The 24,792-nt window shown below is 69.9% G+C and carries 25 protein-coding genes; 12 read left to right on the top strand and 13 right to left on the bottom strand.

The features are described from left to right. The first annotated feature begins 5 nt into the window (after positions 1-5). The 7 genes from proW to ACWHMB_RS02185 all read left to right on the top strand — a co-directional run bounded on the left by proW (position 6) and on the right by ACWHMB_RS02185 (position 6,519). On the top strand, positions 6-1,217 hold the full coding sequence (proW, locus tag ACWHMB_RS02215) for a glycine betaine/L-proline ABC transporter permease ProW (protein ID WP_377483059.1): 1,212 nt from the start codon (positions 6-8) through the stop codon (positions 1,215-1,217). Positions 1,218-1,258: 41 nt separating this feature from the next. Beyond that, the gene (gene proX / locus ACWHMB_RS02210) at positions 1,259-2,287 is read left to right on the top strand and encodes a glycine betaine/L-proline ABC transporter substrate-binding protein ProX (RefSeq protein ID WP_377483057.1); all 1,029 of its coding nucleotides are present in this window, start codon (positions 1,259-1,261) and stop codon (positions 2,285-2,287) included. 119 nt (positions 2,288-2,406) lie between these two features. Beyond that, the gene (locus ACWHMB_RS02205) at positions 2,407-2,841 is read left to right on the top strand and encodes a glycerate kinase (protein ID WP_377483055.1); all 435 of its coding nucleotides are present in this window, start codon (positions 2,407-2,409) and stop codon (positions 2,839-2,841) included. Between the two features lie 73 nt (positions 2,842-2,914). Next, positions 2,915-3,853: a branched-chain amino acid transaminase gene (locus ACWHMB_RS02200; RefSeq protein WP_293221825.1), complete on the top strand. Its 939-nt coding sequence runs from the start codon at positions 2,915-2,917 to the stop codon at positions 3,851-3,853. A gap of 17 nt (positions 3,854-3,870) precedes the next feature. After that, entirely contained in the window at positions 3,871-4,095 is a 225-nt protein-coding gene (locus ACWHMB_RS02195) for a zinc-finger domain-containing protein (RefSeq protein ID WP_293221827.1), read from the top strand. A 22-nt stretch (positions 4,096-4,117) separates the two neighbouring features. Then, complete coding sequence (locus ACWHMB_RS02190) at positions 4,118-5,407, top strand: O-antigen ligase family protein (RefSeq protein ID WP_377483052.1); 1,290 nt, start codon at positions 4,118-4,120, stop codon at positions 5,405-5,407. Beyond that, the gene (locus tag ACWHMB_RS02185; RefSeq protein WP_377483050.1) at positions 5,404-6,519 is read left to right on the top strand and encodes a glycosyltransferase; all 1,116 of its coding nucleotides are present in this window, start codon (positions 5,404-5,406) and stop codon (positions 6,517-6,519) included. Before ACWHMB_RS02190 ends, ACWHMB_RS02185 begins: the two co-directional genes overlap by 4 nt. A gap of 192 nt (positions 6,520-6,711) precedes the next feature. On the opposite strand, the gene ACWHMB_RS02180 is transcribed toward ACWHMB_RS02185, so the two are convergent. The 4 genes from ACWHMB_RS02180 to ACWHMB_RS02165 form a co-directional block, all read right to left on the bottom strand. Beyond that, positions 6,712-8,046: an ATP-binding protein gene (locus tag ACWHMB_RS02180; RefSeq protein ID WP_447648424.1), complete on the bottom strand. Its 1,335-nt coding sequence runs from the start codon at positions 8,044-8,046 to the stop codon at positions 6,712-6,714. A gap of 36 nt (positions 8,047-8,082) precedes the next feature. Next, positions 8,083-8,790, bottom strand: coding sequence for a response regulator (locus tag ACWHMB_RS02175; RefSeq protein WP_377483045.1), 708 nt, complete (start codon positions 8,788-8,790; stop codon positions 8,083-8,085). A gap of 153 nt (positions 8,791-8,943) precedes the next feature. Continuing rightward, positions 8,944-10,284 (bottom strand): AmpG family muropeptide MFS transporter, encoded by a 1,341-nt coding sequence (locus ACWHMB_RS02170; protein WP_377483043.1) that lies wholly within the window; start codon positions 10,282-10,284, stop codon positions 8,944-8,946. A gap of 832 nt (positions 10,285-11,116) precedes the next feature. Further along, complete coding sequence (locus ACWHMB_RS02165) at positions 11,117-11,767, bottom strand: MBL fold metallo-hydrolase (RefSeq protein ID WP_377483041.1); 651 nt, start codon at positions 11,765-11,767, stop codon at positions 11,117-11,119. Between the two features lie 68 nt (positions 11,768-11,835). Between ACWHMB_RS02165 and ACWHMB_RS02160 the strand changes: the two genes are divergently transcribed. Further along, the gene (locus ACWHMB_RS02160; protein WP_377483039.1) at positions 11,836-12,582 is read left to right on the top strand and encodes a class II aldolase/adducin family protein; all 747 of its coding nucleotides are present in this window, start codon (positions 11,836-11,838) and stop codon (positions 12,580-12,582) included. 17 nt (positions 12,583-12,599) lie between these two features. Next, positions 12,600-12,815 (top strand): 4-oxalocrotonate tautomerase, encoded by a 216-nt coding sequence (locus ACWHMB_RS02155; RefSeq protein ID WP_377483036.1) that lies wholly within the window; start codon positions 12,600-12,602, stop codon positions 12,813-12,815. A gap of 78 nt (positions 12,816-12,893) precedes the next feature. On the opposite strand, the gene pyk is transcribed toward ACWHMB_RS02155, so the two are convergent. The 5 genes from pyk to gcl all read right to left on the bottom strand — a co-directional run bounded on the left by pyk (position 12,894) and on the right by gcl (position 19,374). Beyond that, on the bottom strand, positions 12,894-14,315 hold the full coding sequence (gene pyk / locus ACWHMB_RS02150; RefSeq protein ID WP_377483034.1) for a pyruvate kinase: 1,422 nt from the start codon (positions 14,313-14,315) through the stop codon (positions 12,894-12,896). A 14-nt stretch (positions 14,316-14,329) separates the two neighbouring features. Continuing rightward, positions 14,330-15,625, bottom strand: coding sequence for a glycerate kinase type-2 family protein (locus ACWHMB_RS02145; RefSeq protein ID WP_377483032.1), 1,296 nt, complete (start codon positions 15,623-15,625; stop codon positions 14,330-14,332). Positions 15,626-15,859: 234 nt separating this feature from the next. After that, entirely contained in the window at positions 15,860-16,765 is a 906-nt protein-coding gene (locus ACWHMB_RS02140) for a 2-hydroxy-3-oxopropionate reductase (RefSeq protein WP_293221846.1), read from the bottom strand. Positions 16,766-16,779: 14 nt separating this feature from the next. Next, a complete protein-coding gene (hyi, locus tag ACWHMB_RS02135) occupies positions 16,780-17,559 on the bottom strand; it encodes a hydroxypyruvate isomerase (RefSeq protein ID WP_293221847.1) in 780 nt (259 codons plus the stop codon). A 27-nt stretch (positions 17,560-17,586) separates the two neighbouring features. After that, positions 17,587-19,374, bottom strand: coding sequence for a glyoxylate carboligase (gcl, locus tag ACWHMB_RS02130; RefSeq protein ID WP_377483030.1), 1,788 nt, complete (start codon positions 19,372-19,374; stop codon positions 17,587-17,589). Between the two features lie 122 nt (positions 19,375-19,496). On the opposite strand from gcl, the gene ACWHMB_RS02125 reads away from it, so the two are divergent. Continuing rightward, positions 19,497-20,405: a LysR family transcriptional regulator gene (locus ACWHMB_RS02125; protein WP_377483028.1), complete on the top strand. Its 909-nt coding sequence runs from the start codon at positions 19,497-19,499 to the stop codon at positions 20,403-20,405. An 81-nt stretch (positions 20,406-20,486) separates the two neighbouring features. Here ACWHMB_RS02125 and ACWHMB_RS02120 read toward each other — a convergent pair whose 3' ends face one another. Genes ACWHMB_RS02120 through ACWHMB_RS02110 form a run of 3 tightly spaced genes read right to left on the bottom strand, consistent with a single transcriptional unit; the run spans position 20,487 to position 21,929 of the window. Then, complete coding sequence (locus ACWHMB_RS02120; protein WP_377483026.1) at positions 20,487-20,816, bottom strand: CcdB family protein; 330 nt, start codon at positions 20,814-20,816, stop codon at positions 20,487-20,489. Next, positions 20,816-21,064: a type II toxin-antitoxin system CcdA family antitoxin gene (locus ACWHMB_RS02115; protein ID WP_377483024.1), complete on the bottom strand. Its 249-nt coding sequence runs from the start codon at positions 21,062-21,064 to the stop codon at positions 20,816-20,818. Before ACWHMB_RS02115 ends, ACWHMB_RS02120 begins: the two co-directional genes overlap by 1 nt. A 58-nt stretch (positions 21,065-21,122) precedes the next feature. Beyond that, complete coding sequence (locus ACWHMB_RS02110; protein WP_377483021.1) at positions 21,123-21,929, bottom strand: exodeoxyribonuclease III; 807 nt, start codon at positions 21,927-21,929, stop codon at positions 21,123-21,125. Between ACWHMB_RS02110 and pyrE the strand changes: the two genes are divergently transcribed. After that, positions 21,928-22,611, top strand: a complete 684-nt coding sequence (gene pyrE / locus ACWHMB_RS02105) for an orotate phosphoribosyltransferase (protein ID WP_377483019.1) — start codon at positions 21,928-21,930, stop codon at positions 22,609-22,611. The two genes, ACWHMB_RS02110 and pyrE, sit on opposite strands and share 2 nt — an antisense overlap. Before the next feature lie 13 nt (positions 22,612-22,624). Continuing rightward, a complete protein-coding gene (locus ACWHMB_RS02100) occupies positions 22,625-23,290 on the top strand; it encodes a DUF4124 domain-containing protein (protein ID WP_377483017.1) in 666 nt (221 codons plus the stop codon). Between the two features lie 21 nt (positions 23,291-23,311). Here the strand turns inward: ACWHMB_RS02100 and gatB are convergent, their stop codons facing one another. Further along, positions 23,312-24,760, bottom strand: a complete 1,449-nt coding sequence (gatB, locus tag ACWHMB_RS02095) for an Asp-tRNA(Asn)/Glu-tRNA(Gln) amidotransferase subunit GatB (RefSeq protein ID WP_377483015.1) — start codon at positions 24,758-24,760, stop codon at positions 23,312-23,314. Positions 24,761-24,792: the final 32 nt, after the last annotated feature.

The following is a 24,792-nucleotide window of genomic DNA, read 5'->3' as shown; positions in this document are numbered from 1 at the left end:
TTCCCATGAGCGAAACCACGAACGACCCCTGGAGCGCCGCCACCAGCGGCCCCGCGGCAGCCGATGCCGCCAATCCCTATCAGGCGGCGGACGCCGCCCTCAATCCCTACGAAGCCGCCCCGCCCCCGCCCGGCAGCGATGCCTGGCTCAGCGGCGGCACGCCGGCGCCCGGCGGCAGCGACTTTCTGGCCGGCGCAGCGACCGCCACGCCGCCCGCCGACCCCGGCTGGTCCATCGGCCAGCTGTGGGACGGCAGCCTGCCGGTGCAGGACTGGATCAACCAGGGCCTGGACTGGCTGGTGCTGCACTTTCGGCCCGTGCTGCATTCGCTGCGCGGCCCGGTCGACGCCCTGCTGGGCGGCGTGGAAGCGGCGCTGCAATACCCGCCCACGGGCGTGATGATCGCCCTGCTGTCGCTGCTGGCCTGGCAGCTGGCGGGCAAGGCGCTGGGCCTGGCCACGCTGGTGTCGCTGGCGGTGGTGGCGGTGCTGGGCATCTGGCCCGAGGCCATGGTGACGCTGTCGCTGGTGCTGACCTCGCTGCTGTTTTGCGTCCTCATCGGCCTGCCGCTGGGCATCTGGCTGGCGCGCAGCGAACGCGCGCAAAAGTGGGTGCGCCCGATCCTGGACGCCATGCAGACCACGCCGGCCTTCGTCTACCTGGTGCCGGTGGTCATGCTGTTCGGCATCGGCAATGTGCCGGGCGTCATCGTCACCATCATCTTCGCGCTGCCACCGCTGGTGCGCCTGACCAACCTGGGCATCCGCCAGGTGCGCCCCGACCTGGTCGAGGCCGCGCGCGCCTACGGCGCCTCGCCCTGGCAGCTGCTGGTGAAGGTGCAGCTGCCGCTGGCCATGCCCTCGATCATGGCCGGCATCAACCAGACCCTGATGCTGAGCCTGTCGATGGTGGTGATCGCCTCGATGATCGCCGTCGGCGGCCTGGGCCTGATGGTGCTGCGCGGCATCGGCCGGCTGGACATGGGCCTGGCGGCCGTGGGCGGCCTGGGCATCGTGATCCTGGCCATCGTGCTCGACCGCATCACCCAGACCATGGGCCAGCCGCGGCGCGACCAGCGCCAGCGCTGGTTCCAGCGCGGGCCGGTCGGCCTGCTGCGGCGTCTGGTCGGCGCGCGGCCGGCGGCGCCCGCCCTGCCGGCCGCTTCCGCCACGCCCGTTGCCCCCGCCGCGCCCGCCGCCTCGCCTTCCCACGCCTGACGGCGCGCCCTGTTTTTTTGCCCCACGAGGAGACCCCTGTCATGACCTCCATCCTGTCATCCACCACCCGACGCGGCCTGCTGGTCGCCCTCGGCCTGGCCGCTGCCGCCGTGGCCGCCCCCGCGCTGGCCGCGGGCGAGCTGCCCGGCCAGGGCGTCGTCGTGCAGCCGCTCAAGAGCACCATCGCCGAGGAAACCTTCCAGACCGAGATCGTGATGAAGGCGCTGGAAAAGCTGGGCTACGACGTCCAGCCGATCAAGGAAGTGGACTACCCCGCCGCGCACCTGGCCATCGCCAGCGGCGACGGCACCTTCCTGGCCGACCACTGGGACCCGCTGCACAACGACTATTACAAGAACGCCGGCGGCGACGCCAAGCTGTGGCGCGACAACGCCTATTCCACCGGCGCGCTGCAGGGCTACCTGATCGACAAGAAGACCGCCGACCAGTACCACATCACCAACATCGAGCAGTTCAAGGACCCCAAGATCGCCCAGCTGTTCGACACCGACGGCGACGGCAAGGCCGACCTGACGGGCTGCAACCCCGGCTGGGGCTGCGAGCGCGTGATCGAGCACCAGCTGGACGCCTACGGCCTGCGCGGCACGGTGACGCACGTGCAGGGCAATTATTCGGCGCTGATCGCCGACACCATCGCGCGCTACCAGCAGGGCCAGCCGATCTTCTATTACACGTGGACGCCCTACTGGGTCAGCAACGTGCTGGTGCCGGGGCGGGACGTGACGTGGCTGCAGGTGCCGTTCTCGTCGCTGCCGGGCGAGCAAAAGGGCATCGACACCCGGCTGCCGGGCGGCCAGAACTACGGCTTCGTGGTCAACACCCAGCGCATCCTGGCCAACCGCGCCTTCGTCGACGCGCACCCGGACGTGAAGAAGCTGTTTTCGGAAATGAAACTGCCGGTGGCCGACATCAACGCCCAGAACAAGGCCATGCACGACGGCGCCAACAAACCGGCCGACATCGCGCGCCATGTGGACGGCTGGATCAAGGCGCACCAGAAGACCTTCGACCAGTGGATCGCCGACGCCCGGGCGGCGGCCAAGTCCTGAGCGCCGCCTGAACGCCAGGTTTCAAGCCAAATCGGCTGCTCGCGCTTGTCCAACAAGCGCGAGCAGCTATTTTTCTGATAGTTATTCGACGCTTCGCGGCAGCCGGCGACAATAGCGGCATGACCTGGCGACGCTTGTTTGCAATTCTTCTGGCCGTGGCCCTGGGCGCCGGCGCCTGGCGCGCGGGGGGCTGGTCGGGCCTGGCGCTGATGGGCAGCGCGCTGGTGCTGTGGGCCCTGCTGTACTACAACCAGATCATGACGGTGATGCGGCGCGCCGCCGACCGGCCGGTGGGCTATGTCGGCAGCGCGGTGATGCTCAACGCCAAGCTGCAGGCCGGCCAGCCGCTGCTCAAGGTGCTGGCGATGACGCGCGCGCTGGGCCAGCCCCTGACCGAGGTCGGCGTCGACCCCGAGGTGTACCGCTGGACCGACCCCGGCGGCTCGTTCGTGACGGCCGAATTCAGGGGCGGCAAGCTGCTGCAGTGGAAGCTGGAGCGCCCCGCCCCCGAGACCGCCCCCGACCCCGCCGCCGGGCCTCCGGGCGAGGCTTAAAATCAAGGGCTTGTGGCCGACGCCCCGCGCGGCGCCCCCGTGATGGCACTCCTCCTTCTGGAACACCCGAATCATGAGCTCTCCCGCACCCTCGCTCGACGACCGCGACGGCAAGATCTGGCTGGACGGCCAGATGGTGGACTGGCGCGACGCCAAGATCCACGTCCTGACCCACACGCTGCACTACGGCTGCGGCGCCTTCGAGGGCGTGCGCGCCTATGAGACGGCCGCCGGCACGGCGGTGTTCCGCCTGCAGGACCACACCCAGCGCCTGCTCAACAGCGCCAAGATCCTGCGCATGAAGGTGCCCTTCAGCGCCGAAGAGCTGAACGCCGCGCAGAAAGAAGTGGTGCGCGCCAACGGCCTGAAGAGCTGCTATCTGCGCCCGCTGGTGTGGATCGGCTCGGAGAAGCTGGGCGTCTCGCCCAAGGGCAACCGCATCCACGCCATGGTGGCGGCCTGGTCCTGGGGCGCCTATCTGGGCGAGGACGGCATGAAGAAGGGCATCCGCGTGCGCACCAGCAGCTACGCGCGCCACCACGTCAACATCACCATGACGCAGGCCAAGACGGTCAGCAACTACACCAACTCGATCCTGGCCAACATGGAGGCCACCGACGATGGCTACGACGAGGCCGTGCTGCTGGACAGCAGCGGCTTCGTCAGCGAAGGCTCGGGCGAGAACCTGTTCGTCGTCAAGGACGGCACCGTCTACACGCCCGACCTGTCGGCCGGCGCGCTCAACGGCATCACGCGCAACACCGTGCTGCACATCTGCGAGGACCTGGGCCTGAAGGTGGTGCAAAAGCGCATCACGCGCGACGAGTGCTACATCGCCGACGAAATGTTCTTCAGTGGCACGGCGGCCGAGGTCACGCCCATCCGCGAATACGACCGCATCCAGATCGGCGCCGGCCAGCGCGGACCGGTCACCGAGAAGATCCAGGGCGCGTTCTTCGACATCGTGAACGGCCGCAACGCCAAGTACGCCCACTGGCTGGCCCAGGTTTGAACGGGGACATCGACGACATGCGCACCGCCCCCGTGATCGAACTGCAGGCCGCCGATCTGACGCCCGACGGCGAGATCTTCTGTCCCAACCCCAAGGCCGACATGAAGCTGTGGAACACCCACCCGCGGGTGTTCCTCAAGCTGAGCGCAACCGGCCACGCCAAGTGCCCCTACTGCGGCACCGAGTACCACGTGCAGCCCGACCAGGCGCTGGCGCACGTGCACGCGCACGCGCATCACTGATCGTCCGGGGGCGTTCGCACCCATGGCCTTGCTCCGGGGGGTGCCGCCCGCCACGGCCCTGATGAACGCGGCGGCATTCCTGCTGCTGGCGCTGTCGCTCGGCCTGCGCTCGGGCTACTCGCTGGGCGCCGTGCTGCTGCTGGCGCTGGGGCTGGCGGCCTGGCCCGGCGTGCTGGCGGGGCGCGTGCGCTGGTCGCCGCCGCTGGCGGCCTGGGCCGGCGCGGTGGCGCTGATGGGCGGCGTGTGGAGCATGCACATCGTCGACGCCAACGGCCAGCTGATCACCGATTCGCTGGGGCTCGACCGCTGCGTCAAGTACCTGGGTGCCCTGCTGATGCTGCCGGCCCTGCTGGTGCGCCGGCCCGCGGCCGCCGCCCTGGGCTGGGGCTGCGCGCTGGGCGCCATCGGCGCCGGCCTGACGGCGCTGTGGCAGGTGCAGGTGCAGCACCTGGATCGGGCCGAGGGCTACACCAACGCCATCCAGTTCGGCAACCTGGCGCTGCTGCTGGGGCTGTGCAGCGCCATCTGGGTGCTGCAGTGCCGCCCGCCGCGTGCACCCGCGCTGGTCGGCTGGGTGGGCGCGGCAATGGGCCTAGTGGCCAGCCTGGCCTCGGCCAGCCGCGGCGGCTGGGTCATGCTGCCGCCGCTGCTGCTGCTGATCCTGTGGCTGCAGCGCGCACCCAGCCCCGCGCCGGCGGGGCGGCGGGCGCTGCGCGCCGTGCTGGTCACCGCCGCTGTCTCCGCCGTGCTGGCCACGCTGCCGGTGGTGCAGCAGCGCGCCGAGCTGGCGGCCGACGAGCTGCAGCAGCAGGCGCAGCAGGGCGCGGGCACCTCCGTCGGCCTGCGCGTGTCCTTCTGGCGCCAGGCCTGGGCCGACGGCCTGGAGCACCCCTGGGTGGGCGTGGGCCAGCTGGGCTACGAGCAGCGCCAGCGCGCGGCGGTGGCGCAAGGCGCCATGCCGGCGCTGGCCGTGCGCTACAACCACGCGCACAACGAATGGCTGGACATGTTCGCCAAGCGCGGCCTGCTGGGCGTGCTGGGCCTGCTGCTGTTCTATGCCGTGCCGGGCGTGCTGTTTTGGCGCGCGCTGCGCCAGGCGGGCGGCGACACGCCCGCGCAGCGCACGCGCCGCGCCGCCGCGCTGTGCGGGCTGACCACGGTGCTGGCCTATCTCGGCTTCGGCGTCACGCAGGTCATGTTCGCCCACAACAACGGCAACCTGATGTATTTGCTGACCGTCTCGCTGTGGCTGGCGGTGAGCTGGCCGGGTGCGGGCGAGCCGTCCCGCCCGACCACGGAGCCCAGGCCATGACGCCGCCGGGCGCGGACGCCGCCTCGCCCGCGCGGGCGCTGCGCGTGCTGCACTTCGTCTCGGGCGGCTTCTCCGGCGCCACCCAGGTCGCCATCGACCTGTGCGGGCCGCAGTCGGGGCAGGACACCCTGCTGGTGCTGCGCCGGCGCCATTCGATCGACCCGGCGCCGCGCGTGGCCCAGCTGCGCGCCCAGGGCCTGCAGGTGGAGGTGGTGCCGCGCTGGTCGCACTGGGCCACCATCCGCGCGCTGATGCGCCTGTGTCGCGACTGGCGGCCCGACGTGCTGGTGGCGCACGGCTTCAGCGAGCACCTGTGGGGCCGCTACGCCGGCCTGTGGGCGGGCGTGCCGCGCCTGATCCAGGTGGAGCACAACACGCGCGAACGCTACGGCTGGTGGCGCCTGCGCCAGTCGCTGTGGCTGGCGCAGCGCACCGAGCGGATCATCGGCGTGTCGCGCGCGGTGCGCGACGCGCTGGTGGCACGCGGCCATCCGGCCGAGCGCTGCACCGTGGTGCTCAACGGCATCGACCTGGCGCGCTGGCAGGGCGGACGGCCCTGGGACGAGCGCGAGGACGCGCTCGTCATGCCGGCGCGCTTTGCCGGGCAGAAAGACCACTTCACCCTGATCCGCGCCACCGCCCTGCTGGCGGCGCGGGGGCTGCGCCCGGTGGTGTACCTGGCCGGCGAGGGCAAGTCGAGCTGGCGCGCGCGCGCCGAACGGCTGGCGCGCGAGCTGGGCGTGGCCAAGCAGGTGCGCTTTCTGGGCTATGTGCGCGACATGCCGGGCTTGCTGGGGCGCGTGAAGCTGTGCGTGCTGTCCACCCACTACGAAGGCCTGGGCCTGGGCCTGATCGAGGGCATGGCCGCAGGCTGCTGCGGCATCGGCAGCGACGTCGAAGGCGTGCAGGAAATCCTGACGCCCGGCGAAACCGGTTTTCTGGTGCCGCACCAGGACGCCGCCGCCTTGGCCGAGCTGCTGGCCGAGCGCCTGCAGGATTCGCCCGGCAGCGCCCGCATCGCCGCCGCCGGCCGGCGCCACGTGCAGGCCACGTTCGACCGCCAGCGCATGCGCCGCGAGTACCTGGCGCTGTTTCAGCCGCCGGCGCGCTGACACGCCGCCAAAAAGAACGCCACCCCGAGGGGTGGCTGGAAAATGAAGATGGTGGTGAATGCTCGGGTCGCAGGGGCGAGGCATTCTTGAACCGCCAGGCGCGTGACAGCAGCGTTGAGATGATTGTAAACAAACGTGTATCGATTCGACAACCGTTCTTGGTACAAACACCCACCGATCGTGAACTAATGCTCAACCGGGATCGGCCAGCGGCAGGCGCAGGGTGAAGCGCGCGCCGCCGCCGGGGTGCTCGCCGCAGCGCACGCTGCCGCCATGGCGCTGGGCGATCGAGCGCACCAGCGCCAGGCCCAGGCCCACGCCGCCCTCGCGCTCGCTGGCGCCGGGCAGGCGGTAAAAGGGCTCGAAGATGCGCTCGCGCTGCTCGGGCGGCACGCCCGGCCCGTGGTCGTCCACCTGCAGCACGGCCTGCGCGTCAGCGACCGACAGCGTCACGTCCACGGCCAGCTGCTGCCCGGCGCGCCGGCCGTGGCGGGCGGCGTTCTCCAGCAGGTTGCGCACCGCACGCCGCAGCAGCTTGGACACGCCACGCACCAGCACCTCGCCGGTGCCGGGCGCCAGGCTCAGCTCGGCATCCACGCGCGCCGCCTCCTCGGCCGCCAGGCCAGCCAGGTCGATCAGCTCCAGCGTGCCCAGGTCGGTCTGCGGCGCCTCCAGCCGGCTGGCCAGCAGGATTTCATCGACCAGCTGGTCCAGCTCGGCGATGTTGCGCTGGATCTCCGCAACCGCCAGCCCTTGCGAACCGAGGGACTCGCCGCCGCCGGGCCGCCCCAAGGCGGCGACGGCCCCCTCGGGGGGCAGCGCAGCAGGCGCAGCCGCGGAGCGTGGGGGCATGAGTTCGAGGGCCATCCTGATGCGCGCCAAGGGCGAGCGCAGCTCGTGCGAGGCATTGGCCAGCAGCGACTTCTGCGACTGCAGCAGCGCGGCCTGGCCTTGCATCAGCTCCTCGATGCGGGCGGCGGCGGCGTTGAAGTGGCGCGACAGGTCGGCCACCTCGTCACTGCCGGCCACCGGCACGCGCTCGTCCAGGTGGCCCTCGCCCCAGCGCTGCACACCGCGCTGCAGGCTCTCCAGCCGCTGGGTCAGGCGCCGGGCGATCGGAAACACGCCCACCATCACGGCCAGGCCCGCCAGCCCCACGATCCAGATGAAGCCATAGGGCGGGCGCAGCCAGCTCAGCAGCCGGCGCGAGCCGGCCGGGCGCGCGCGCGTCGCGGCCGCGCGCGGCGGTGCCAGCTCCAGGTTGAGCACCTCGCCGTCGTCCAGGGTGACGGCGAACTCGGTGCCGTGGCCGGGTCCGCGGCGAATCAGCGCCGCGGCGCTGCCGATGCGCTCGCCCCCCTCGTTGCGCACCACCACCTCGCGCGGTGGCTGCAGCAGGCGCATGCGCTCGCGCTCGCGCTCGGCGCGGTGCCAGGCCCAGCCCAGCACCAGGCTCAGCAGCAGCACGCTGCCGGCCACGGCCAGCCAGATGCGCACGTACAGCTTGCGGGCAATGGGATTGGCCATGGCGATCGCGGCCCCGGCACCGTCGGCGCGGCGGCCCTAGTCCTGCTGCTTGGCAAAGACGTAGCCGACCCCGCGCACGGTGACGATGCGCTTGGGGTTCTTCACGTCCTGCTCGATGGCGGCGCGGATGCGGCCGATGTGCACGTCGATCGAGCGGTCGAACGCCTCCAGCTCGCGCCCGCGCACCGCCTCCATGATCTGCTCGCGCGTCAGCACGCGGCCGGCGCGCTCGGCCAGCGTGACCAGCAGGTCGAACTGGTAGCTGGTCAGCTCGCAGGGCGCGTCGCCCACGGTGACGGTGCGCGCGTCGCGGTCGATCTCCAGGCTGCCGAAGCTCATGCGCTGCTGCTCGGGCGCGGCGCCGCCCTGGCGCCGGCGCAGCACGGCGCGGATGCGCGCCAGCAGCTCGCGCGGCTCGAAGGGCTTGGGCAGGTAGTCGTCGGCGCCCAATTCAAGCCCGATGATGCGATCCATCGGGTCGCCCTTGGCCGTCAGCATCAGCACCGGCACGCGCGCCGCATCGCCCGGCAGCGCGCGGATGCGCCGGCACACCTCCAGCCCGTCGATGCCGGGCAGCATCAGGTCCAGCACCACCAGGTCGACCGGCGCGTCCTGCAGCATCGCCAGGCCCGACTCGCCGTCGCCCGCGTGCGCCACGCCGTAGCCCGACTGCCGCAGGTACTCGCCCACCATGGCGGCCAGGCGGGCGTCGTCTTCGATCATCAACAGGTGGGCGGTGCTCATGCGCGGCTTGGACAGAAGGGGTTGCGATCCATCATCGCGCCGGCACGGCCCCAAGGCTTGTCGCGCGGGTAAAGATAGGTAAACGGCGGGCGCCGACCGGTCGTGCATCGGCGCCGCATTCAACTATTATTTTCATAGTTACTTGCGCTTGATTCATGCGCGCTGCGGCCCGATTTGGCTTGAATCGCCCTTTTGCACCCGCGCCGCCAGCGCCACCAGCACCAGCACCGGCAGGCCCAGCAGCGCCGTGCTGGTGAAGAACTGGGCGTAGCCGAAGGCGTTGACGTAGTCGCCCGAAAAGCCGGCGACGAACTTGGGCAGCAGCAGCATCATCGAGCTGAACAGCGCGTACTGCGTGGCCGAGTAGCTGATGTTGGTGAGGCTGGACAAATAGCCGATGAAGGCCGCCGACGCGATGCCCGAGGCCAGGTTGTCGGCCGACACCACGACAATCAGCGCCGGCACGTTGTGCCCCACGCCGGCCAGCCAGGCAAAGGCCAGGTTGGTGGCGGCGCTGAGCACCGCGCCCAGCAGCAGCACGCGCATCACGCCCACGCGCAGCGCCAGCGCGCCGCCGACGAAGGCGCCGGCCAGGGTCATGATGACGCCGTAGACCTTGGTGACCGCCGCCACCTCGTCCTTGCTGAAGCCCATGTCGACGTAGAACGGGTTGGCCATGATGCCCATCACCACGTCGCTGATGCGGTACAGCGCGATCAGCGCCAGGATCAGCAGCGCCTGCCAGCGGTAGCGCCGAAAGAAGTCGGCAAAGGGCTCGACCAGCGCGCCCCGCAGCCATTCGCCCAGGTTGCGAGCGGGCGCGATGGGCCGCGGCGCCGGCTCGCGCGCCCCCAGCACGGTGACCATGCCGACGACCATCGAGGCGGCCATGACCAGGTAGGCCAGCCGCCAGGCCGCGTCGTCGTAGCCGGCGGCCGCGCCCTGCGCACGCGCGGCCAGCCACAGCACGCCGGCGCCGGCCCAGATCATGGCCAGCCGATAGCCGGTCTGGTAGGTGGCGGCCAGCGCGGGCTGCTCGTCGGGCGGGGCGGACTCGATGCGAAAGGCGTCCAGCGCGATGTCCTGCGTGGCCGAGGCAAAAGCCACCGCCAGCGCGCACCCCACCACCGCCGTCAGCGACACGCGCGGATCGGCCAGCGCCATGCCCACCAGCCCGGCGGCCACGCCGGCCTGCGCCAGCAACAGCCACGAGCGCCGTCGCCCCAGCGCGCGCGTCAGCAGCGGAATCGGCAGCCGGTCGACCAGCGGCGCCCACACCCACTTGAAGCCGTAGGCCAGGCCCACCCAGCTCAGGTGGCCGATGGTCGAGCGGTCGACGCCGGCCTCGCGCAGGCGAAAGCTCAGCGTGCCCAGCACCAGCAGCAGCGGCAGCCCGGCGGCAAAGCCCAGCGTCAGCATGCGCAGGCTTTCGGGCGCCAGGTAGACCTTGAGCGTGTCGCGCCAGCGGGGGCGCGGCGTGGCGGCGTCTGTCATGCGTCAGCCCGGGCCTGGGTTTTTGCTCCCTCGCCTCTTTGGGGAGAGGGCTGGGGTGAGGGGCCAGCGGCGTTGGATCGGGCTCGCTGTTGTTCGATGTTCAGTTGACTCTGCAGGCACCTGCTGGCCGGGATGTGCGCCCGGCAGCGCACCCACTTTCTTTTGCTTCGCCAAAAGAAAGTAGGCAAAGAAAAGGCGACCCCAAGTCTGCGGCCCCTGCGCTTCGCTACGGGGCAAACCTGCGTCGTGGCGCTTGCGGGGTGCGCGGTGGAACTCGCTGCGTTCACTGCGTTCTCTCCGCTCAAACAACCCCCGCGAGTCAGTCCACGAAACGCGTGCATCCTGCGGTGCACGCGCCACCCCGCAAGCACCGCGCTGCAGGCGCAGCCACAGGGGTTTTGATGCGGGCCATCGCTGCGCTCGGCCCCGGCTTTGAAATCCCCTCTGGCCGTGCCGAGAAGCGCAGCGGCTGGGGCGGGCATGGGGAGCAGAGCATGCCCATGCAACGTGTTCTGACTTGCTGCGGTTGTTCGAGCGAAGTGAGCGCAGTGAACGCAGCGAGTTCCGCAGCACCGCCCCAGACGCGAGCATCGCAGGTTGCCCGCAGCGCAGCGCAGGGACACGGCCAGTGGGGTCGCCTTTCTTTTGCCTTCTTTTCTTTGGCGACGCAAAGAAAAGAAGGTGCGCCGCCGGGCGCACATCCCGGCCAGCAGGAGTGAGCAGGATCAACCGAATGTCAAACGACAGCGAGCCGATCCAACGCCAGCAGTCCCTCATCCCCACCCTCTCTCCAAAGGGACGAGGGAGCAACCCCAATGCGGCGCCTCGCATCTCAATCATGAACAAACGGGTTGTGCCGACGCTCTTCGCCGAACGTGCTCTCGGGCCCGTGGCCGGGGATGAACACCGTCTCGTCCCCCATGGGCCACAGCCGCTCGCGGATGCTGGCCAGCAGCTGCGCGTGGTTGCCGCGCGGAAAGTCGGTGCGCCCGATGCTGCCGGCAAACAGCACGTCGCCGACAAAGGCTCGCTCGGCCTGCGGCGAATGGAACACCACGTGGCCCGGCGTGTGGCCCGGGCAGTGGCGCACGTTCAGCACGCACTGCCCCACCTGCACCGTGTCGCCGTCGTGCAGCCAGCGCGTGGGCACGAAGGGCTCGGCCGCGGCAAAGCCGAACATGCGGCCCTGCTCGGCCAGGCCGTCGATCCAGAACTGGTCGCCCTCGTTCGGCCCGACGATGGGCAGGCCGCGGCGCCGCGCCAGCTCGGCCGTGCCGCCCGCGTGGTCGATGTGCGCGTGCGTCAGCCAGATCTGGCGCAGGTCCACACCCAGCGCCTGCACGGCCGCCTCGATGCGCGGCAGGTCGCCGCCGGGGTCGATCACCGCGGCTTCCATGGTCTGCTCGCACCACACGATGGAGCAGTTTTGCTGGAAGGGCGTGACGGGGATGGTCTGGTAATGCAGGCGGGCGGCGGACGTCATGGCGGGTGGTGATTCACTTCGCGCCATTGTCCACGGTTCCGGCGTGCCGCCGTCGCCATAATCGCCCCATGTCCCCGCGCCCGCCCCGCACCGAAACCCAGGTGCGCATCGACCTGGCCGCCGCCTACCGCATGGCGGCCGCCAACGGCTGGGACGACACCATCTACACCCACCTGTCGGCCAGCGTGCCGGGCGAGCCGGGGCATTACCTGATCAACCGCTTCGGTCTGGGCTTCGACGAGGTCACGGCGTCCAACCTGGTCAAGGTCGACGTCGCCGGGCGGGTGGCGGATGGCTCGGGCGCGCGCGTCAACCCCAGTGGCTTCGCCATCCACGGCGCGGTGCACGCGGCGCGGCCCGACGTGGAATGCGTGATCCACCTGCACACGCCCTGGGGCGTGGCGCTGTCGATGCTGCCGGAGGGCCTGCAGCCGACCTCGCAATGGGCCATGCGCCTGCACCGGCGCCTGGGCCGCCACCCCTACGAAGGCCTGGCGCTGGGCAAGGATGAGCAGCAGCGCCTGGTGGCCGCCCTGGGCACGCTCGACGGCCTGCTGCTGGACAACCACGGCCCGCTGCTCGTCGGCCGCACGGTGGCCGAGGCCTGGATGTTGATGCACATGCTGGAGCGCGCCGCGCAGGCGCAGCTGCGCGCCATGGCCGCCGCCGGCGGGCGCGTGATGCAGGCCACGCCCGAGCTGGCGCAGCTGACTTACCAACAATGGGTGGGCGACGGCAGCGAATGGGACGGCGACCTCGAATGGCCCGCCCTGCTGCGCCGCGTCGAGCGCCTGCACCCCGATTTCAAGCACTGACTCACGGAGAACCCGCCATGCCCACCATCCGCGTCGAACTGTTCGAAGGTCGCACCCCCGAGCAAAAGCGCGCCCTGGCTGCCGCCCTGACCGAAGCCACCGTACGCACCCTGGGCGGCTCGGCCGACAGCGTGGACGTGCTGTTCTTCGACATCGCCCGCCAAAACTGGGCCACCGGCGGCGTGCTGTGGAGCGACAAGGGCAAGTCGCCGCCGGCCGCCAGCGGCTCGTGAGGCGCCGCACGCGGCGCAGTTTGCTGCATAAAGCGTAGCTACCCGCGCTGATCTGGCGTGCGCTTCAGCCCGAAAACGTCACACAATGCCGATGTGCATCAGGTTGGTGGTGCCGGTCTGGCCGAAGGGCACGCCGGCGATGGCGACGTAGGGGTCGCCCGCTTGGCCGAAGCCTTCGCGGCGCACCAGGTCGCCGGCCAGCATGCGCACTTCGTTGAACTCGGTGACCTCGCTCACGTGCAGCGAATGCACGCCCCAGGCCAGCACCAGGCGGCGCGCGGCCGACCGCTGCGGCGTCAGGCTGAGGATGGGCGCCTCGGCGCGCTCGCGCGCGACGCGAAAGCTGGTGGCGCCCGAATGCGTGGCGCAGACGATGGCGGCCGGGCGCAGCAGCGCCACCGCGCGGCGCATGGCGCAGCAGACGGCGTCGGGCACGCTGGTCTGGCCGGGCAGATTGGCGCTTTGCGAGGCTTCGAGAAACTGGCGGTACAGCGGGTCGGCCTCGACGCGCTCGATGATGCGGTTCATGATGCGCACCGCCTCCAGCGGGTGCTTGCCGCTGGCCGATTCGGCCGACAGCATCACGGCGTCGGCGCCGTCGTAGACCGCGGTCGCCACGTCGGAGGCCTCGGCGCGCGTGGGCACGGGGCTGTCGATCATGGATTCGAGCATCTGCGTGGCGACGATGACGGGGCGCCCCTTCTTGCGGCAGGCGCGCACGATGCGCTTTTGCAGCGGCGGCACGCTCTCGGCGGGCAGTTCGACGCCCAGGTCGCCACGCGCCACCATCACGGCGTCGGCGGCGGCGATGACCTCGTCCAGGCGCTCGATGGCGGCGGGCTTTTCCAGCTTGGCCACCAGGCTGGCGCGCTGGCCGACCAGGGCGCGCGCCTCGTCGATGTCCTCGGGGCGCTGCACGAAGCTGAGGGCCACCCAGTCCACGCCGATTTCCAGCGCCACGGCCAGGTCGCGCCGGTCTTTCTCGGTCAGCGCCGAGATCGGCAGCACCACGCCGGGCACGTTGACGCCCTTGCGGTCGGACAGCTTGCCGCCCACCAGCACGGTGGTGTCGGCGCTCTTGGCGTCGCAGCGCTCGACCTTCAGGCGCAGCTTGCCGTCGTCCAGCAGCAGCTCGGCGCCGGGCACCAAGGCGGCGAAGATCTCGGGGTGCGGCAGCTGGACCGCCTGCGCGGTGCCGGCGATGGGATCGAGCTGCAGGCGAAAGGCCTGGCCCTCGGCCAGCTGCACCGGGCCGCCTTCGAAGGTGCCCACGCGCAGCTTGGGGCCCTGCAGGTCGGCCAGGATGGCGATGGGGCGGCCGTGCTTGGCCTCGACGGCGCGCAGCGCGGCGGCGCGGGCGCGGTGGTCGTCGGCCACGCCGTGGCTGAAGTTGAGACGAAACACGTCGACGCCGGCCAGAAACAGCTGCTCGATGAGGGCGGGGTCGCTGCTGGCGGGGCCCAGGGTGGCGACGATCTTGGCGTTGCGGGTGCGGCGCATGGGGGCCTTGTGCCTCAGGGTTGGGCGGGTGCGGCTTCGATCAGCAGCGCCCGGAAGTCGTTGACGTTGGTGCGCGTGGGGCCGGTGATGACCGAGTCGCCCAGCGCCTGGAAGAAGCCGTGGCCGTCGTTGTGGTCCAGCGCGTCCTTGGGCGCGATGCCTTTTGCCCAGGCGCGCGCCAGCGTGCTGGGGTCGATCAGCGCGCCGGCGATGTCCTCGGCGCCGTCGACGCCGTCGGTGTCGCAGGCGATGCCGTACACGCCAGCCTGGCCGCCCAGTGTGATGGCCGACGACAGCAGGCATTCGACGTTGCGCCCGCCGCGGCCCTGGCCGCGCAGCGTGACGGTGGTCTCGCCGCCCGACAGCAGCACGCAGGGCGCGGGCACGGGCTGGCCGTGGCGCGCCACCTGCAGTGCCATGCCGGCCAGCACCTTGCCGACCTCGCGCGCCTCGCCCTCCAGCGCATCGCCCAGGATGTAGGGCGTGACGCCGGCCTGGCGCGCCACGGCGGCCGCGGCCTCCAGCGCCAGTTGCGGCGCGGCGATCATGCGCACGGCGTTGCCGACCAGGCGCGGGTCGCCCGGCTTGACCGATTCGCCCGCGCCGCTGTCCAGCAGCGCGCGCACCTGCGGCGGCACCTCGATGCCGTAGCGCCGGATGACCGCCAGCGCGTCGGCGCAGGTGCTAGGGTCGGCCACGGTGGGGCCGGATGCGATGTCGATCGGGTTGTCGCCCGGCACGTCCGAAATCAAGAGCGTCAGCACGCGCGCCGGATGGCAGGCCGCCGCCAGGCGCCCGCCCTTGATGCCCGACAGGTGGCGGCGCACGCAGTTCATCTCGCTGATGGTGGCGCCCGACTTGAGCAGTGCGCGGTTGACGTCCTGCTTGTGCTGCAGCGTGAGGCCCGGACCGGGCAGCGGCAGCAGGGCCGAGCCGCCGCCCGAGATCAGGCACAGCACCAGGTCCTGCGGCGTCAGGCCCTTGACGAAGGCCAGCATGCGCTGCGCCGCGGCCAGGCCGGCGGCGTCGGGCACGGGGTGCGCGGCTTCGACGATCTCGATGCGCTGGCAGGGCGCGCCATAGCCATAGCGCGTGACGACCAGGCCGGTGAGCGGCCCCGGCCAGTGCTCTTCCACCGCCTGCGCCATGGCGGCCGAGGCCTTGCCGGCGCCGATGACGATGAGCCGCCCGCCGCCCAGCTGCGCGGGCGTGGGCAGGTGCGGCGGCACGCACAGCGCCGGCTGGGCGCTGGCCACCGCGGCGTCGAACATGCGCCGCAGCAGCTCACGCGGATTCGGGCTGGCCGTCATGCAGGGCTCCACGGGGTACTCAATCTTTTAAAACCGAACGCAGAGGACGCAAAGGAATCGCAAAGGGCGCAAAAGAGACAGAATGAAATCACTTTCCAATCGATAGCTGTCGGCGCTTGCTGCATGCCGGTTTTGACCACATTCACCCATGATTCTTGAATCTTCTGCGTCCTCTGCGAGATCTTTGCGTCCTCTGCGTTCGGCTGTTTTGATGCGGTCGAAAACGCCGCGCCCTCAAGCCGGCTTCTGGCCGATCTCGAAGTTGGACAGCTTCTCCAGCGCGCGCACCATGCCCGAGTGGTCCCAGGCCGCGCCGCCGTGCGCCACGCAGGCGCTGAACAGCTGCTGCGCGTTGGAGGTGGCCGGCAGCGCCAGACCGAGCTGGCGCGCGGCGGTGAGCGCCAGGTTCAAATCCTTCTGGTGCAGCTTGATGCGAAAGCCCGGATCGAAGGTGCGCTTGATCATGCGCTCGCCCAGGATCTCCAGGATGCGCGAGGTGGCCAGGCCGCCCAGCAGCGCCTGACGCACCTTGGCCGGGTCGGCCCCGGCGCGGGCGGCAAACAGCAGGCCCTCGGCCACGGCGTTGATGGTGAGGGCCACCACGATCTGGTTGGCCACCTTGCAGGTCTGGCCGTCGCCGATCTCGCCCACGCGGGTGATGTTCTTGCCCATCAGCTCGAAGACCGGTTTGGCGCGCTCGAACGCGGCTTCCTTGGCACCGCACATGATCGACAGCGTGGCGTTCTTTGCGCCCACGTCGCCGCCGGAGACCGGCGCGTCGATGTAGTCGCAGCCCAAGGCCTCGATCCGGGCGGCGTATTCCTTGGTCTCCACCGGCGAGATGGAGGACATGTCGATCACCAGCTTGCCCTTGGTCAGGCCCTCGGCCACACCGCCCTTGCCGAACAGCGCATCGCCCACGTCGGGCGTGTCGGGCACCATGATGATCACGATGTCGGACGCCTGCGCCACTTCGCGCCCGCTGGCGCAGGCCTTGCCGCCCGCCTGCACCAACTCGGCCGGGACGGTGCCGCGCGTATGCAGGTGCAGCGTGTGGCCGGCCTTGATCAGGTGGCCTGCCATGGGCGTGCCCATGATGCCCAGGCCGACGAAGCCGATGTGGAGGGGTTGAGTGCTCATGGTTTCTCCTTGGTTCATTGCGCCAGCGCCTTGATCCAGCCCAGGCCGGCGCGGGTGGCGGCGGCCGGCTTGTATTCGCAGCCGATCCAGCCGTCGTAGCCGATGCGATCGAGAAACGCGAACAAAAAGGCGTAGTTGATCTCGCCCGTGCCCGGCTCGTTGCGACCCGGATTGTCGGCCAGTTGCAGGTGGGCGATGCGCGCCAGCTGCTTTTGCAGGGTGGCGGCCAGCTCGCCCTCCATGCGCTGCATGTGGTAGATGTCGTACTGCAGGAAGGCGTTGTCGGCGCCCACCTCGTCCAGCAGCGCCAGCGTCTGTGCGCTGCCGTGCAAGTAGAAGCCTGGGATGTCGAAGGTGTTGATGGGCTCGACCAGCAGCTTCAGGCCGGCCTTTTTCAGCTCGGCAGCGGCGTAGCGCAGGTTTTCCACCAGGGTCTTGTGCAGTGTGGCGTCGGCCACGCCGGCGGGGACTTTGCCCGCCAGGCAGTTGAGCTGGCCCACGCCCAGCACCCTGGCGTAGGCGATGGCGCTGGCCACGCCGTCACGGAACTCGGCCGTGCGGTCGGGATGGCAGGCGATGCCGCGCTCGCCGGCATCCCAGTTGCCGGCCGGCAGGTTGTGCAGCACCAGCTGCAGGCCGTTGGCGTCCAGCCGCTGGCGAATGTCCTCGGCCTTGAAGGCGTAGGGAAACAGGAATTCCACCGCCTGGAAGCCGTCCTGCGCGGCCAGCGCGAAGCGGTCGAGAAACGGCACTTCGTTGTAGAGCATCGTCAGGTTGGCGGCGAGCTTGGGCATGTCAGTCACTCCGATCTTGGCAAAGGTTCAGTCCAGCAGGGACACGGCGGTCGCGGTGGGCACATCCTGCCGGCCGGCGGCCATCTCCTCGAACTCGGTGACATTGTCGATCTCCGTGCCCATCGAGATGTTGGTCACGCGCTCGAGGATCATCTCGATCACCACCGGCACCTGAAACTCGGCCATCAGCGCCTCGGCCTTCTGGATGGCGGGGGCCACCTGGTCGGGCGTGTGCACGCGAATCGCCTTGCAGCCCATGCCCTCGGTGACCTTGACGATGTCCATGCCATAGCCGTTCACCTCGGGCGAGTTGACGTTGTCGTAGGCCAGCTGCACGCAATAGTCCATCGAGAAGCCGCGCTGGCTCTGGCGGATCAGGCCCAGGTAGCTGTTGTTGACCACGATGTGAATGTAGGGCAGCTTGAACTGCGCGCCCACGGCCAGCTCCTCGATCAAAAACTGGAAGTCGTAGTCGCCCGACAGCGCGACGATCTTGCGCTTGGGGTCGGCCACGCGCACGCCCAGGGCGGCCGGCAGCGTCCAGCCCAGCGGGCCGGCCTGGCCGGCGTTGATCCAGTGGCGCGGCTGGTACACGTGCAAGAACTGGCCGCCGGCGATCTGCGACAGGCCAATGACCGAGACGTAGCAGGTGTCCTTGTCGAAGGCATTGTTCATGCACTGGTAGACGCGCTGCGGCTTCATCGGCACGTTGTCGTAGTTGGTCTTGCGCAGGTACTGGATGTCCCTCTTGCGGCCCTGGCATTCGGCGGCCCAGGCGGAGAAGTCGCGCAGCTTGCCGGCCTTTTTCCACTCCTTGGCGACCTCGACGAACAAGCGCAGCGCCGCCCCGGCATCGGAGACGATGCCCAGGTCGGGCGTGAAGATGCGGCCGATCTGCGTCGGCTCGATGTCGACGTGAACGAAGGTGCGGCCCTTGCAGTACACCTCGGTCGAGCCGGTGTGGCGATTGGCCCAGCGGTTGCCGATGCCGAGCACGAAGTCGCTCGCCAGCAGGTTGGCGTTGCCATAGCGCTGCGAGGTCTGCAGGCCGACCATGCCGGCCTGCAGCGGGTGGTCGTCGGCGATGGCGCCCCAGCCCATCAGGGTGGGGATGACGGGCACGCCGAGGGTTTCGGCGAATTCGACCAGCAGCGCGGACGCATCGGCGTTGATGACGCCGCCGCCGGCCACGATCAAGGGCTTGCCGGACGCCACCAGCATCGTCAGGGCTTTTTCGACCTGCTTGCGCGAGGCGGCGGGCTTGTAGACCGGCAGCGGCTCGTAGGTGTCGATGTCGAACTCGATCTCGGCCATCTGCACGTCGAAGGGCAGGTCGATCAGCACCGGGCCGGGGCGGCCCGAGCGCATCAGATGAAAGGCCTGCTGGAACACGCGCGGCACCTGCGCCGGCTCCAGCACCGTGGTGGCCAGCTTGGTGACGGGGCGGGCGATGCTGGCGATGTCCACCGCCTGGAAGTCTTCCTTGTGCAGCTTGGCGCGCGGCGCCTGGCCGGTGACGCACAGGATGGGGATGGAGTCGGCGCTGGCCGAATACAGGCCCGTCAGCATGTCGGTGCCCGCCGGGCCGCTGGTGCCCAGGCAGACGCCGATGTTGCCGGCCACGGCGCGGGTATAGCCCTCGGCCATGTGCGAGGCGGCCTCGACGTGACGCGCCAGCACGTGGGCGATGGTGCCGCGCTCCTTGAGCTGGGCGTAGAACGGGTTGATGGCGGCGCCGGGCACGCCGAAGGCCTGCGTCACGCCTTCCTTCTCCATCACCAGCACGGCGGCCATCGCAGCCTTCATCTTTGCCATTGTTTGCTCCTTGTTGGGGTTGCGTCGATGGTGCCGGCGATGGCCGCGCGGGGGAAGGCCCAGGGGCGCATATGACCCATTCCGCCATGGAATAAATGCCGGCGCCGCGCTAGGATGCGCGCATGGATCGCTTTCAGGCCATGCAGATCTTCGTGCGGGTGGTGGAGACCGGCAGCTTCAGCAAGGCCGCGGCCGAGTTGGGCAGCACCCAGCCCACCGCCACCAAGGCCGTGGCCGAGGCCGAGCGCCACCTGGGCGTGCGCCTGCTGCACCGCTCCACGCGCGGCGTCACGCCCACCGAGGCCGGCGCGCTGTATCACGAGCGCTGCAAGGCCATCCTGCGCGAGGTGGAAGAGGCCGACAACCTGGCCGGCCTGGCGCAGGCCGGCAGCAGCGGTACGCTGCGCATCAACTCGTCGGTGGCCTTCGGGCGGCGCGTGCTGATCCCGCTGGTGCTGCGCTACATGGCCGAGCACCCCGGTCTGCAGATCGAGCTGGGCTTCGACGACCAGTACGTCAACCTGGTCGAGCAAGGGGTGGACGTGGCCATCCGCATCGGCCGGCTGGCCGACTCCAGCCTGGGCGCGCGCCACCTGGGCATCAACCCCTGGGTGCTCACGGCCGCGCCGGCCTACCTGGCGGCGCACGGCCCGCTGCGCACGCCGGCCGAGCTGTCGGCCCACGCCTGCCTGATCTACAGCAGCGTGCAGGGCGATGCGCGCTGGCTGCTGCACGGCCCGGGCGGCGCGGACCTGTCGATCCCCGTGCGCGGCCCGCTGCGCAGCAACAACCTGTCGGCCATCCTGGCGGCCTGCCGCGCCGGCATGGGCCTGGCCATGCTGCCCTGGTACGTGGCGCGCGAGTCGGTGGACGAAGGCCGCATCGTGCCGCTGCTGGATGAATACGCGCTGCCGGTGCAGGAAATGCACGCCGTGTTCCCCTCGCCCAAGCTGGTGCCGGCCAAGGTCACCGGCTTCATCGCCTGGCTGCAGCAACAGCTGGATGGGCCGTGGTGGACGCGGGCTTTCTGAACAAAATATGCCACTGGCGCCCGACCTGCGGGCGCGTACAGCTATTGAATTGATAGTTTCCGGATCGATGAACCGGTCCGGTCAACCCCAGGAGCGCGTCAGCAATTCATCGAGCGCATCGGCGATGCGCTGTCCGTGCGCGGCCAGCGAGCCCACAGCCTCGCCCAGCTGGTCGAGGGCCACCGACACCATGTCCAGCGGATGCAGCACGACCGACACGCCTTCGATCTCGAACACCGGGTTCATCCGCGCGCCAACCGTGGGCGTGTTGGGCGGCAACAGCGAGGCCCGCACCAGCGGCACCACCACGCGGCGGCGGTAGACATCGAACTGGGCCGACTGGACCAGCACCACGTAAGGGATCGAGGCGCGCAAGGCACCCTGGTTGCGATGCACGTCGAACTGGGCCATCAGAGCGTGGAATGCTCGTCGGCAAAGGAGCCGATCGACGCGCTCACGGCATTCCAGTCGGCCATGCAGGCATCGACCCGGCGCTGGCGGTCACGCCGGGCGCCCTGCTGCGCGGCCACGTAGTCGGCCAGCAGCGCCTCCATGGTGGCCGAGAGGTTGTCGGTGTAGGCCTTGGCCTGGGTCACCAGGGCCTCGCTGAGGGTGAGGTTGACCGGCCGCTTGCGCGCGGCCGCGACGGGTACAGGCATGACGCGATGGTCCAGGAAAAGATGATGCGCATATTATGCGCATGCCTTGGGCCAAGCCTCACAACGTCCAGTCGTACTCGATCGTGATCGGCGCATGGTCGCTGAACTTCTGCTCCTTGTAGATCGCCTCGCGGCGCGCGCGCTCGGCCATGGCGGGCGTGGCCAGGTGGTAGTCCAGCCGCCAGCCCACGTTCTTGGCGTAGGCCTGGCCGCGGTTGCTCCACCAGGTGTAGGCGGCGTCGGTGGCCTCGGGTTGCAGGCGACGGTACACGTCGACCAGGCCGCCTTCGGTCAGCACGCGGGTCATCCAGGCGCGCTCTTCGGGCAGAAAGCCGCTGTTCTTCTGGTTGCTCTTCCAGTTCTTCAGGTCGATCTGCTGGTGCGCGATGTTGACGTCGCCGCACAGGATGAACTCGCGCTCGGCCTTCAGCCGCTGCAGCACGGGGTAGAAGCCGTCCAGGAAGCGGAACTTGGCCTCCTGCCGCTCGGGCCCGGACGAGCCGCTGGGAAAGTAGCAGCTGATGACCGAGAAGCGGCGCTGGGGCGTGTCGAAGCGCAGCTCGACGTAGCGGCCCTCGGCGTCGAACTCGGCCATGCCGAAACCGGTGACGACATCGCTGGGCGCGTGTCGCGTGTAAACGCCGACACCGGCGTAGCCCTTTTTCTCGGCCAGGTGAAAGTGGCCCTGCAGGCCGGCCAGCACCTCGAAGCGGCCGGCCAGGTCGGGCTGCTGGGCCTTGACCTCCTGCACGCAAATACAATCCGGCGCGTGCTGCTCCAGCCAGGCTTCGACGCCCTTGGTGGCGGCCGATCGGATGCCGTTGAGGTTGAGGCTGGTGAGTTTGAACAAAAGGACGTCTCCCATGAGCGCAACACAGGTGGGCAGCGTGCAGGACCAATTGGCGCGCGACTTCGTGCGGTTCGCCATCGACAGCGGGGTGCTGCGCTTTGGCGACTTCAAGACCAAGGCCGGGCGCCAGTCACCCTATTTCTTCAACGCCGGCCTGTTCGACGACGGCGCCAAGCTGGGCCGCCTGGCGCAATTTTATGCGCGCGCCCTGCTCGACTCGGGGATCGAATTCGACGTCATCTTCGGCCCGGCCTACAAGGGCATTCCGCTGGGCGCGGCCGTCGCCGTCGAGCTGGCGCGCCTGGGCGTGAACAAGCCCTTTGCCTACAACCGCAAGGAGGCCAAGGACCACGGCGAGGGCGGCACCTTGGTCGGCGCCCCGCTGCAGGGCCGGGTGCTGATCGTCGACGACGTGATCTCGGCCGGCACCGCCGTGCGCGAGTCGATCGCGCTCATCCGGGCCGCCGGCGCCACGCCGCACGCAGTGGCCATTGCCCTGGACCGGCAGGAAAAGGCGACCGAAAATGGCCAGGACGTCCCCTGGAGCGCCGTGAACTACGTCCGCGATCAGCTGGGTTTGCAGGTCTGCGCCATTGCCAAACTGGCACATTTATTGCAACTTTTGAAGACGGAAACCTCGTTTTTGCCATACTACGACGCCGTGGCCGCGTACCGCAGCCGCTACGGCGTGGATTGAACCCCGCAAACGCATGAACACCGCCCCGACCCTGCGCCGCCTTCGGTGCATCGCCGCCCTGGCCCTGCTGGGCTGGGGGCCGGTCTGGGCGCAGCAAGGCGCCATCTACACCTGCACCGACGCCCAGGGCCGGCGCATCACCTCCGACCGCCCCATCGCCGCCTGCATCGACCGGCCGCAGCGCGAACTGAGCAACAGCGGCGCCACCTTGCGCGTCATCCCGCCCACCCCCACCGCGGCCGAGCACGAGGCCCAGCGCGCCCGCGAGCGCGAGGCGGCGCTGGCGCGCCAGCGCGCGCGCGACGCCATCCGCCGCGACCAGGTGCTGCTGGCCCGCTACCCGGATGCCGCCACGCACGACATCGAGCGCAAGAAGGCGCTGGCCCAGAGCCAGGCGGTGATGGACGCGGCCGAGCAGCGCCTGGCCGAGTTGCGCGCCGAGCGCACGGCGCTGAACGAGGAAATGGAGTTCTACCGCAAGAACCCCGCCAAGGCCCCGGCGCGCGTGCGCCGCGCGATCGAGGACAACGAGCAGGCCCAGCAGGAGCAGCGCCGCGCCATCGCGGGCCAGCTGGAAGAGCAGGCGCGCATCAACGACCGCTTCGACGCCGAGGCGGCGCACCTGAAAACCCTGTGGATCGGCGCCGCGCCCAAGGACGGCGGCGCCAGCCGCCCCTGAACGCCGCCCCCGGCGGGCGCCTCAGGCCAGCCGGGCCTTGAGCAGTTCGCTGGCCTGCTGCGGGTTGGCCTTGCCCTGGCTGGCCTTCATCACCTGACCGACCAGGGCGTTGAAAGCCTTGTCCTTGCCGGCCTTGAACTGCTCTACGTTGCCTGGGTTGGCGGCGATCACCGCGTCGACGATTTTTTCCAGCGCGCCAGTGTCATTCATCTGCCGCAGGCCCTTGGCCTCGATCACGGCGTCCACCGTGCTGCCCGCGCCCGACCACAGCGCGTCGAACACCTGGCGCGCGGCGGCGTTGCTGATGGTGCCGTCGTGGATGCGGCCGATCAGCTGCGCCAGCTGCGCGGCCGACACCCTGGCGGCCTCGATGCCGATCTCGTCGGCGTTCAGGCGCTTGGACAGCTCGCCCATCACCCAGTTGCTGGCCGGCTTGGGTTGGCCGCTGGCCTGGGCCGCCGCCTCGAAGTAGGCCGCCATGGCGGGCGACTGCGTGAGCGTGCTGGCGTCGTACTCGGGCAGGCCGTATTGCTGCACGAAGCGCTCGGCCATGGCGCGCGGCAATTCGGGCATGTGCGCGCGCGTCTGCTCGATCCATTGCTCTGAAATGCAGAGCGGCGGCAGGTCGGGGTCGGGAAAGTAGCGGTAGTCGGCCGAGTCTTCCTTGGTGCGCATGGCGCGCGTTTCGCCGGTGTCGGGGTCGAACAGCACGGTGGCCTGCTGGATGGCGTGGCCGTCTTGCAGCTGCTCGATCTGCCAGCGAATCTCGAAGTCGATCGCCTGCTGCATGAACTTGAAGCTGTTCAGGTTCTTGATCTCGCGCCGCGTGCCCAGCGGCGCGCCGGGCTTGCGCACGCTGACGTTGGCATCGCAGCGAAACGAGCCTTCCTGCATGTTGCCGTCGCAAATGCCGATCCAGGTGACGATCTTGTGCAGCTCGCGCGCGTAGGCCACCGCCTCGTCGCTGCTGCCCATGTCGGGCTCGGTCACGATCTCCAGCAGCGGCGTGCCGGCGCGGTTCAGGTCGATCCCGCTCATGCCCTGATAGTCCTCATGCAGCGACTTGCCGGCGTCTTCTTCCAGGTGGGCGCGCACCAGGCGCACGGTTTTTTTCTCGTCGCCGACAAAGAAGGACACCGTGCCGCCCTGGACGACCGGAATCTCGAACTGGCTGATCTGGTAGCCCTTGGGCAGGTCGGGATAAAAATAGTTCTTGCGGGCAAAAACACTGCGCGGCGCAATGTGGGAGCCGAGCGCCAGTCCCAATTTGATAGCGCACTGCACGGCCTCGCGGTTCATCACCGGCAGCGTGCCGGGCAGCGCCAGGTCGACCGCGCAGGCCTGGGTGTTGGGCGCCGCGCCGAAGGCCGTGGGCGCGCGGCTGAAGATCTTGCTGTTCGTCTGCAGCTGGGTGTGGGTCTCGAAGCCGATGACGACCTCGTAGCCCTGGATCAGTTTGGGGGCGCTCATGGCCGGACTCCCGCCGGGCCGCCCCAAGGGAG

Source organism: Ottowia pentelensis (assembly GCF_964341695.1).
Note: the sequence above shows the minus strand (reverse complement) of the source record. Positions and strands in the feature narration are given on the sequence as shown.